This window comes from Paenibacillus sp. Aloe-11 (assembly GCF_000245715.1).
Taxonomy (GTDB): domain Bacteria; phylum Bacillota; class Bacilli; order Paenibacillales; family Paenibacillaceae; genus Paenibacillus; species Paenibacillus kribbensis.
This window is the reverse complement of the sequence record NZ_JH601050.1, coordinates 718,267-726,839: the sequence shown is the minus strand read 5'-3', so window position 1 is coordinate 726,839 and position 8,573 is coordinate 718,267. Positions and strand designations below refer to the sequence as shown.

Genomic DNA, 8,573 nt, shown 5'->3' with positions numbered 1-8,573 from the left:
GGCTGTCGGCATCCAGCACCTGACGGTCCATACCTGATTGCACCCAGGTATCGTTGATCGCTACAATTTTACCGTACATTCCTCTCAACCCCTGTAATATGCATAATCATTCATTAGCCTTGCGTCTCAAGCCTCGCTATCTTGCCTGTCAGCAGCTCATGACTGCGTTCAATATCTTCTGGCTGACAAGCTGCTTTCAGCTCATAGACCTTAATCGGGGCCTGCCGGATGATATTCACGAAACAATCAAAAAATTCCAGATCACCGCTATGAATATAAGGGCACCAGTGATCGGATAATCCTATGGTTTCATGAATGTGGACACCCAGGATATAGTCGATCATTTCATTGGTTTCCTTGGCGTTATCGTACAATCCCATACGGTCCATGATCATACCATGTCCAATGTCATACCACAGGTAGACAGGTGCCCCCTTCAAACCATCTATAATCGTCTTTGCCTCCTGTAGGGTAGGCATCTGATAGCAGCGTGAACGCGTTTCGATGCCGATGGCTACATCATACCCCTTGGAGGCAATGCGGTCGCACACCTCCTCCAAACTGTCGCGAATACGCTGTGCATAATGCCAGCTCAGTGAATCCCGGCGTTCCAGCATTTGTGTCCACAGCGTTTGATATGCAGCCGAATCCCGGCCCTGCTCACGGTAAATACCAGCCAGTTCCTCACTGATATCATATGGAAATGGAACCTCGCCAGGGTGCACAACCACGGCCTTCGCCCCGTAGCGATGCGCATATTCCGCAGATTGCACCAGCAGCTCTATCGCGCGTTTTCGCTTCGCCTCATCATCAAACCCGAGCAGCACGGAATCCGTGCCGTAATCCGGGTCTGGTGTATGAGGAAACGTATTATGCACACTCGATATACCGATTTCTCCCCGTTCAATCATAGGCTCAATCGTCGTCAGCATTTCCCGGGTAATGTTATAATTCAGCTCCACCCGGCTAAAGCCCAGCTCGCGTATTTCCTCAATAAGCTCTCGGCCAACTGTATGCTTTTTAATATTCCAACAGGTGGAAAAGGAGTATTCCCCCTTCGCCTTCATTATCATCATCCTTTCACCGCTCCGACCATCACTCCACTAACAAAATACCTTTGCAGCCACGGATAAACGAGCAGAATCGGAACCGTAGCGAAAATGACACTCGCCGCCTTCAACCCTTCAGGCGTAATTCTCGCGCCACTGGCTCCTTCCAGCCTGGTCAGCTCGGATACCATGTTATTTTGAATCATTTGATACAGCTTGAGCTGTAGGGGAAATAAATCGGGGTTTTGAATATACATCAGCGTATCCTGAAATCCATTCCAGCGTCCCACTCCGTAAAACAGACTTAACGTCGCCAATACAGGCAGGGACAGCGGCAGTACAATACGGATCAAGGTGCCCAATTGACTGCTGCCATCAATCTCCGCCGCTTCTCCCAAGCTTTCCGGAATCCCATTAAAGAATGAAATCAGAATAATCAGATAAAACGGGCTGATCAGACCTGGTAAAATAAGAGACCACATAGTATTCAGCAAATGCAGATCACGCACCAAAATGTATTCGGGAATGATGCCACCGCTGAAAAACATCGTCACCACAATGATAAACATCATGGTTTTGCGGCCCTTCAGGTTTTTCTTCGTTAACGGATATGCCGCTATGACCGTCATCAGCATACTCAGCACTGTCGTAATCACCGTCAGCAGAACTGTAAACCCGAGTGAACGGATCATGCTCATATCGGCAAAGACCTTTCCATATGCCTTCAAATTGAACTCAACCGGAAACAGAGTCACCTCCCCGGACGTAATCGCCCGGTTGGAGCTGAAGGAAATGGACAAAATGTGAATAAACGGGGCCAGGCACAGCAGTACAGCCACAGCCACCAGCACAGTCGTTACGATATCAAAGGTGCGATTTGCAGTACGTTCACTCATCAGATGTCAGCAGCTCCTTTACATAATACTTTCATCCGTCAGCTTCTTGGATGCATAGTTAGCGCCTAGCACAAAGATCAGACCAACCACGGCCTGAAACAGGCCAACCACCGTTGCCAGCGTATATTGCCCGGACTCCATCCCGATGCGATACACAAATGTGCTGAGCACATCGGAGTAATCCCGAACGGCCACATTGCCGATGACATAAGGACGATCAAAGCCAATCGTGATCATATTGCCCAGATTGATGATAAGCAGCGTAGCAATGGTCGTTTTCATACCTGGAATCGTAATGTACCAAATTCTCTTCAAGCGTCCTGCTCCATCTACCTCAGCAGCTTCAAACAATTCCCGGTTAATGCCAGTCAAGGCGGCTAGATACAAAATCGTTCCCCAGCCTGCGCTTTGCCACACACCCGTGAGCAGATATGTCAGCACCCAGTCATTTTTATCTGTCAAAAATGGAATCGCTTGAAAGCCGAGCGCGGTAAGTACATTGTTAATCATGCCAGACTGCGTACCAAACACCTGATACACAATCCCGCCGATAATGACCCACGAAATAAAATGGGGAATGTACAAAATCGTTTGCGACAGCTTTTTAAACCAGACCACTTTCATTTCATAGAGTAAAATCGCCAGGATTAAAGGTGCCGGAAACGAAACCAGCAGATCAAGCAGATTTAATACAATGGTATTGCGCAGCGTTCTATAAAAATCGTCCATGCGGAATACTTCCCGAAACGCATCAAACCCGATCCACTCGCTTCCCGTAATCCCTTGAAAAAAGTTAAAATCCTTAAAAGCGATCTGTACGCCCCACATCGGACCATATTTGAATACAATAAAGTAGGCCAGGGGCAGCACAAGCAACGCGTATAATTGCCAATATCTGCGGAAGTAAACGTTCCCTTTCATGCGCTGTCTCCTCCTTTACTTTCCGCCTTCTTACTTGCCTGTCATGGCCTTGTAGGCTTCGGTACGCTCATCGAGTATCGCCTGGCCGCCGCTCACCATATAATCCTTTAATGACGCATCGTAGACTGCATCAAACTGCGCCGGAGGTGCCATCACAGATTTGACGACCATTTCATCAAACTTATCCAGCAGTGAGTTGCTGTATTTGGACTCGGACTTAATCGGATGGTCAAATTTCACCGGAGGAACGGTATCTGTGTTGGATATATCCATGGCCTTGCGAACATCCCCCTGGAACTGAGGCGGCATAGCCATAATAAAGGCTTCCTTGTTTTTGTTATCGTCTCCTGCGATCTTGCCGTTCGCAATAATGACCACATCACCTTGATTATAGATACGATCCTGTGCTTCTTGTGTAGGGTTTTCCTTGGCAACCGGGATTCCGTCTTTCAAGGTATAGTTCTCGCCTTCCACCCCGTTCTGCATGTCGCGCAGTACCTTTTCAGAAGACATCCAGTCCAGATACTTGATGGCCTCAATCGCATGCTCACTGGATTTAGGCACCATAATGTAAAGACCGTTGGATGCAAATTCCGGCTTGGCATGCTTGCCCTCACTGTTGGTGTACGGGTCCATTGGCGTCAGCTTGGCTTTGGGCTGGTTGGCCAACAGATTGGAATAAGCTCCATCGTTATAAAAGATGTTGTCATAATCATCGCTAAAAAAGCCGATATTTCCACTTTGTATATCCTGAGTCAGCTGTTTTTTGTCCTTATCCAGACCGAAGTCCTTGCTGATCAGGTTTTCATTGTACAGCTTGTTCAGAAACCGGACTCCATCCTTGAATCCAGGCAGCAGCGTCGGATAATCACGGGAACCCAGCTTTTGGGTCAGCGTATATTTCTGCTCATCCGTTACCGGCTTAACAAAAGACCACAGCAGCGGGTCATATTGCCCAGGCTCCATCGTCATCCCCATGGGAACGACCTTGCCCCCCGTCTTGCCGGGATCTTTTTCCTTAAATGCTTTTAACGTGTTATATAGCTCATCTGTCGTTTGAGGGACAGTCATTTTCAGCGTATCAAGCCAATCCTGACGTATAAAAGAAGAGTATTTTCCTAAAATCGTGCGTTTGCCTGGAATTGCGAACTGCTTGCCCTCCACCTGTCCGTAGCTCAGCGTATCCTCACCAAGAAACTTTTTGAGATTGGGACCATACTCATCCAGCAGTGGGGTTAAGTCCGTCAATCCCCCTTGCTCTGCGTACCGTTCAAAGGTGCCGGAATCATAAGTAAATACGATATCAGGTACATCGCCTCCGCTGGCCATCAGGACATTCAGCTTGGTGACCTCTTCCGAGCGCTGAACGGGCACGTATGTTAAATCGATGTTATTGGGTTTGCCAAAGTTTTCTTTTGCATAACGGGTCAAATAGCTGTCAGTAATGGTATAGCCTTGAGGTGTGTTGCCTCTGTCAAAAATTTCAACCTTCAATGAACCACCCTTGTCTCCGGCAGCGGTCGAACTCTTGTCCGCCTCACCTGACGAGCATCCACTCAATACAACCGACAGTGCAACTGTAGCTGCAAGCAGCAGACGCAGCTTCTTCAATGATCCTCCAGCCTTGCTTCTTCTCATTCCTGGACACCCCTTTGTCTGCTTTTTCCCGTTCGTCGCCTCTTCTTATGGATGAGGGTATGGCATATCATGCATCGGCATGAGTCTGTCTCTTGGGTTCGGGATGTGCCTTAGTATGACATGACCGCAGGAAAACTGACAATAAACTAGTTTCCTGAGCATAAACTGTTTATTTGAAAGCGGTTACCAAATGTGATAAAACGCTTACTTTTATATAAGACCACTGTTTTCCTGCGAATAAACCATTTTCATTGTTCGATCTGTGTAAGATATAGTTCCATATCAAGTGACTTGAAAGTTGTTTTTGCGAAAAAAAGAGCACCCTCACCCTTATCGGATGCGATGCCCTCTCTGTATTTTACCAGGCTTCAATGATGTACGAAGCTCGCTATTCCTGCTGTGAAATCTCTGACGGGAGACTCATGGATAGCTTGCGTACCTTTCCTGTTTTCCCATCCTTACGGCTGCGTGATACATACACCATCATTAGCGCACCTAAGGTCGCGCTGATCATACACGCCAAATTCATGAGCTGCGGCCCTCCGGCATGAAGGAGAAACCCGTTTAGCAAATTGCCTACAATCCCTGCCAGTCCGGCAAACACCATATTGAACACGCTTTGTCCGGTCGCCTGCATATCCTTTTCAGTGACATGCGATACATATTCAACCGCAGCAATGTAGAAAAATCCAAACGATAGCCCGTGCAGCACCTGCACAGCGATCATAACGGCAGGATCGGGAAAGGCCCACTGAATCCCCCAGCGGAACATATAAGCGATGGCCCCTAGCAATAGGGTTCTCTCCAATCCGATTTTTCGAATCACTCGTGAAGCGAGCAGCATAGAGGGGACATTCGTAATGGAAGCGATCAGCAGAGCAATCCCGACTAAACTCGGAAGTCCTCCTGACATTTTAAAGGCCAGTACAAAATAGGTGTTGAATGCAGTCAATGTCTGATTCACCAAAAAGCTGCCGCCCAAAAATATTAAAAATGTCCTGTTGCGGAGCAATTGACCAATACCATCTGAAAGTGATTTGCGCAGCACGAGATCTTCTTCCGTTTTTTTCGGCAGCGTCAGCGCCGTCAAGGCTGCAAGGCTGTTCAGCGCCAAAAAAGGCACCCAGAGTATCGTCACAGATAAAAGGAACACAAACAGTCCCCCGATGTAGCCACCCACCGCATTGCCTATACTCGCCATAAATCGTATGCTGCCGTAGGTTGTGCCTGCCTTTTTAGCCGCCACAATCGCATAGGAATCCGCAATCGGTGCCTGTGTTGCCGTAAATATGGCCATGATGGAATAAACTAAAGCCATCAGCACAAAATGCTCTGACTGATAGCATACGGCCATGACTCCCGGGACCGCTACACTCAAAATGAGGACCAGTCGCATTTGACGATATTGATCCACAATCATTCCCCATATCGGCTGAACCAAAATGGAGACAAGCGTACCGATCGCCATCAAAACACCAACGCTGCTGCTCGTCAACCCATTTTGAACCAGCAGCAGGGTCAAATAAGGGTTAAACATGCCCCCCGCCAAACCAATAAACAAATAGAAGCTGCGCAGCTTCAGCATTTGTGAGCCAGCCATCTGGAAACCTCCCTGTTGTTAGCGTACCGCGCTGCCCAGAATTGTCGCCAGACCTCCGATGGCCCCGGCTTCATTACCCAGCTCAGCAGGTACAATGGTGCAAGGAATATCCGTCCATAAGGCTACTCTTTGCCGAATTTCATCCAAATAATACGTGTTGCCTTCTGCCACTCCACCACCTATAACGATCATTTCCGGGTTCAGCAGGCTGATCACATTCGTCAAAGCCATCGCCATATGCGCCAGCGCAGGCTCCACAATCGTCTGTGCTTCGATATCCCCTTCAGCCGCCGCTTGTAAAACATGGCGAGCCCCGACCTTGTCCCTGTCTCCCTCTGCCAGCCGAATCATATGCGCACCAGGCATACCGGATGCGAGCGCCGATTTTACACTGCGTGTAATCGCTGTGCCGGATGTTAAAGATTCGAACACACCAAACTCACCTGTCCCTTTCTGTTTTGCCGCTTGCCGCGCCTGTTCCTCGCCTGCAATCCAGTACGCCATTTCACCAGCTCCGCCTGCGGCACCCTTGTACAGCTCCCCATTTAAAATAAGGCCACTACCAATGCCTGTCCCTACCGTTACCATCATGACATGGCGTAATCCCCGGGCTGCCCCCAGCCATTGTTCTCCGAGCGCAGCCATGTTCACATCATTATCCAGCACCAGGCGACCGCTATATCGCTGTGCAATGATAGATCGTATATTTTCATGCGTACTATCTTCAGAACTCCATTGAATCGCTGGAGCGTGAGTGATCGTTCCGCTATCGTTATCCACCATACCGGGAAAGCCGATGCCAATGCCTTTCAACTGTTCCAGTGACAGCCCTGTCTGCTCCAGACAATTCTCCAGCTCCCAGAACAGACGCTCAAAGAAAAAATGAACATCCTTCGTATGAACCGTCGGGAATTTATGTCTCAACACTACTTGCCTTTCCGCTGTGCCAATACAGATCAGTGTCTTCGTGCCGCCAACATCAATGCCTGCGGCCCAGCCGGAAACCTTCGGCTCATCCCCGTGTTGCTTCTGTACAAATATGTCCGCCATAGCCATCCTCCGTCATTCCGGTTCGCCATTATGCCTACCACTCTATCGGCCATTGACGCCCTGTAGGTTCAAGATATGGACATAAGTATGGCATTTGCACCCCTGTACCGCAATAAACTAAATTCCGCCCCATAAACCGACTCGTTCTCCCCGGCTTTCAAGCAAAAAAGGCGAGCACCTATAGCGCTCCCCCTGCTATTGAATCCTCCGGCTTTAATCTCAGCTTGCGATAATCTCCCGGCGTTACGCCAACGACACGCTTAAATACCCGCCCAAAGGTAATTGAATTGGCATAGCCAACCTGCGTTGCAATATGCTGAACCGTCTCCGTGGTGTTACACAGCATTTGCTGGGCGTGGTTCATACGCAGCCGTGTCAAAAAATCAACGAATTTCATGTCAAATTCGGTTTTAAACAGATGACTGGCATATTTGGGCGACACATCAAAACGCTCACTCAAATGATTTAATGACAAATCCGGATTCGTATAGTGCTCTTCAATATATTGCTTCATCTCGCTGACCATGGCCCGATAGCTTTTGGTTTCACTGGCTGCAACATAAGTCCGATATACAGTGGTCATATGCTCCAGCATTAGCGTATGCATCATAGCCAATGAAGAAGCCGATTCAACCTCGGCTTTCCATTGCTGTCCCTCCGCCCCGTTAAAATAACGATCCAACGCACCCGATACATCCTTCATTTCGCGCATTTCCCGTTCCAGCAGCTCCTGTAGCCACCGCACTACTGTTAAAATATCTCCATCCTTCAGCCTATCCGTCTCCATCGCCCCGAATAGTCCTTCCAGTTGTATACGCCAATCGTGGTTTGCCAGCCGAAAAGAACGAATCGTCTCCGAAATCAGAGGCAGATACGAATACAATGGAATTTCATTAGCCTGCGGAACCTGATCACTGGTCACAATATCGCGCACCCCGAGCGTCAACCGATACCGCAGAGCAGAAACAGCGGCCCGATAGGAATCCTGAATATGCTCCAGCTCGTAAGTTTGGCTGCCAATTCCAATTGTAAGCTGTACACCCAGATGGCCCTGCAGCCACTCACAGCCCGTTTGCGCCATCTCTTGCAGCTTCACCCCCAGCAGACCTTCCCCAACGCTTTCTTCTTTCCGCAGCAAAATGGAGATTCTTTCACGGCTCATCCATTCTGCCCAGCCCTGCCATCCATAGGTGGCTGCAAGCTCCTGTATTACATTAAGCAGTGACAGGCTTAAACGTTGATCTTCATCCCCATGCTCCTCCGAATGTCCGCTGCCGGTTGATTTCCCGCCCGCTGTCTGCGGCAGGTCCAGATCGTGCAGCTCCACCACCATAACAGTGTAGATCGGAGAAGCCTCCCTCTTCCCGCCATCTGCAAAAGGAGAAAGATGATCCAGCCGGAATTCTACCGTTTCGGCGG

At 49.0% G+C, this 8,573-nt stretch carries 7 protein-coding genes; all 7 read right to left on the bottom strand.

What is annotated here, in order from left to right:
* Positions 1-113: 113 nt before the first annotated feature.
* Positions 114-1,076: a sugar phosphate isomerase/epimerase family protein gene (locus WG8_RS09410; protein ID WP_007429908.1), complete on the bottom strand. Its 963-nt coding sequence runs from the start codon at positions 1,074-1,076 to the stop codon at positions 114-116.
* On the bottom strand, positions 1,073-1,945 hold the full coding sequence (locus WG8_RS09405; RefSeq protein ID WP_007429907.1) for a carbohydrate ABC transporter permease: 873 nt from the start codon (positions 1,943-1,945) through the stop codon (positions 1,073-1,075). The genes WG8_RS09410 and WG8_RS09405 overlap by 4 nt, the downstream gene beginning before the upstream one ends.
* A gap of 18 nt (positions 1,946-1,963) precedes the next feature.
* Positions 1,964-2,866, bottom strand: coding sequence for an ABC transporter permease (locus WG8_RS09400; protein WP_007429906.1), 903 nt, complete (start codon positions 2,864-2,866; stop codon positions 1,964-1,966).
* A gap of 30 nt (positions 2,867-2,896) precedes the next feature.
* Positions 2,897-4,504: an extracellular solute-binding protein gene (locus WG8_RS09395; RefSeq protein WP_007429905.1), complete on the bottom strand. Its 1,608-nt coding sequence runs from the start codon at positions 4,502-4,504 to the stop codon at positions 2,897-2,899.
* Between the two features lie 388 nt (positions 4,505-4,892).
* On the bottom strand, positions 4,893-6,104 hold the full coding sequence (locus WG8_RS09390; protein ID WP_007429904.1) for an MFS transporter: 1,212 nt from the start codon (positions 6,102-6,104) through the stop codon (positions 4,893-4,895).
* 18 nt (positions 6,105-6,122) lie between these two features.
* Positions 6,123-7,154: an ROK family protein gene (locus WG8_RS09385; protein WP_007429903.1), complete on the bottom strand. Its 1,032-nt coding sequence runs from the start codon at positions 7,152-7,154 to the stop codon at positions 6,123-6,125.
* Positions 7,155-7,332: 178 nt separating this feature from the next.
* The coding region (locus WG8_RS28225) for a helix-turn-helix transcriptional regulator (RefSeq protein ID WP_007429902.1) at positions 7,333-8,573 on the bottom strand (1,241 nt) is incomplete at its 5' end.

What these genes read in the sequence shown, in the direction of transcription:
- WG8_RS09400 (WP_007429906.1), bottom strand. Translation starts at nt 2,866, where the DNA reads ATGAAAGGGAACGTTTACTTCCGCAGATATTGGCAATTATACGCGTTG.
- WG8_RS09385 (WP_007429903.1), bottom strand. Translation starts at nt 7,154, where the DNA reads ATGGCGGACATATTTGTACAGAAGCAACACGGGGATGAGCCGAAGGTT.
- WG8_RS09390 (WP_007429904.1), bottom strand. Translation starts at nt 6,104, where the DNA reads ATGGCTGGCTCACAAATGCTGAAGCTGCGCAGCTTCTATTTGTTTATT.
- WG8_RS09405 (WP_007429907.1), bottom strand. Translation starts at nt 1,945, where the DNA reads ATGAGTGAACGTACTGCAAATCGCACCTTTGATATCGTAACGACTGTG.
- WG8_RS09410 (WP_007429908.1), bottom strand. Translation starts at nt 1,076, where the DNA reads ATGATGATAATGAAGGCGAAGGGGGAATACTCCTTTTCCACCTGTTGG.
- WG8_RS09395 (WP_007429905.1), bottom strand. Translation starts at nt 4,504, where the DNA reads ATGAGAAGAAGCAAGGCTGGAGGATCATTGAAGAAGCTGCGTCTGCTG.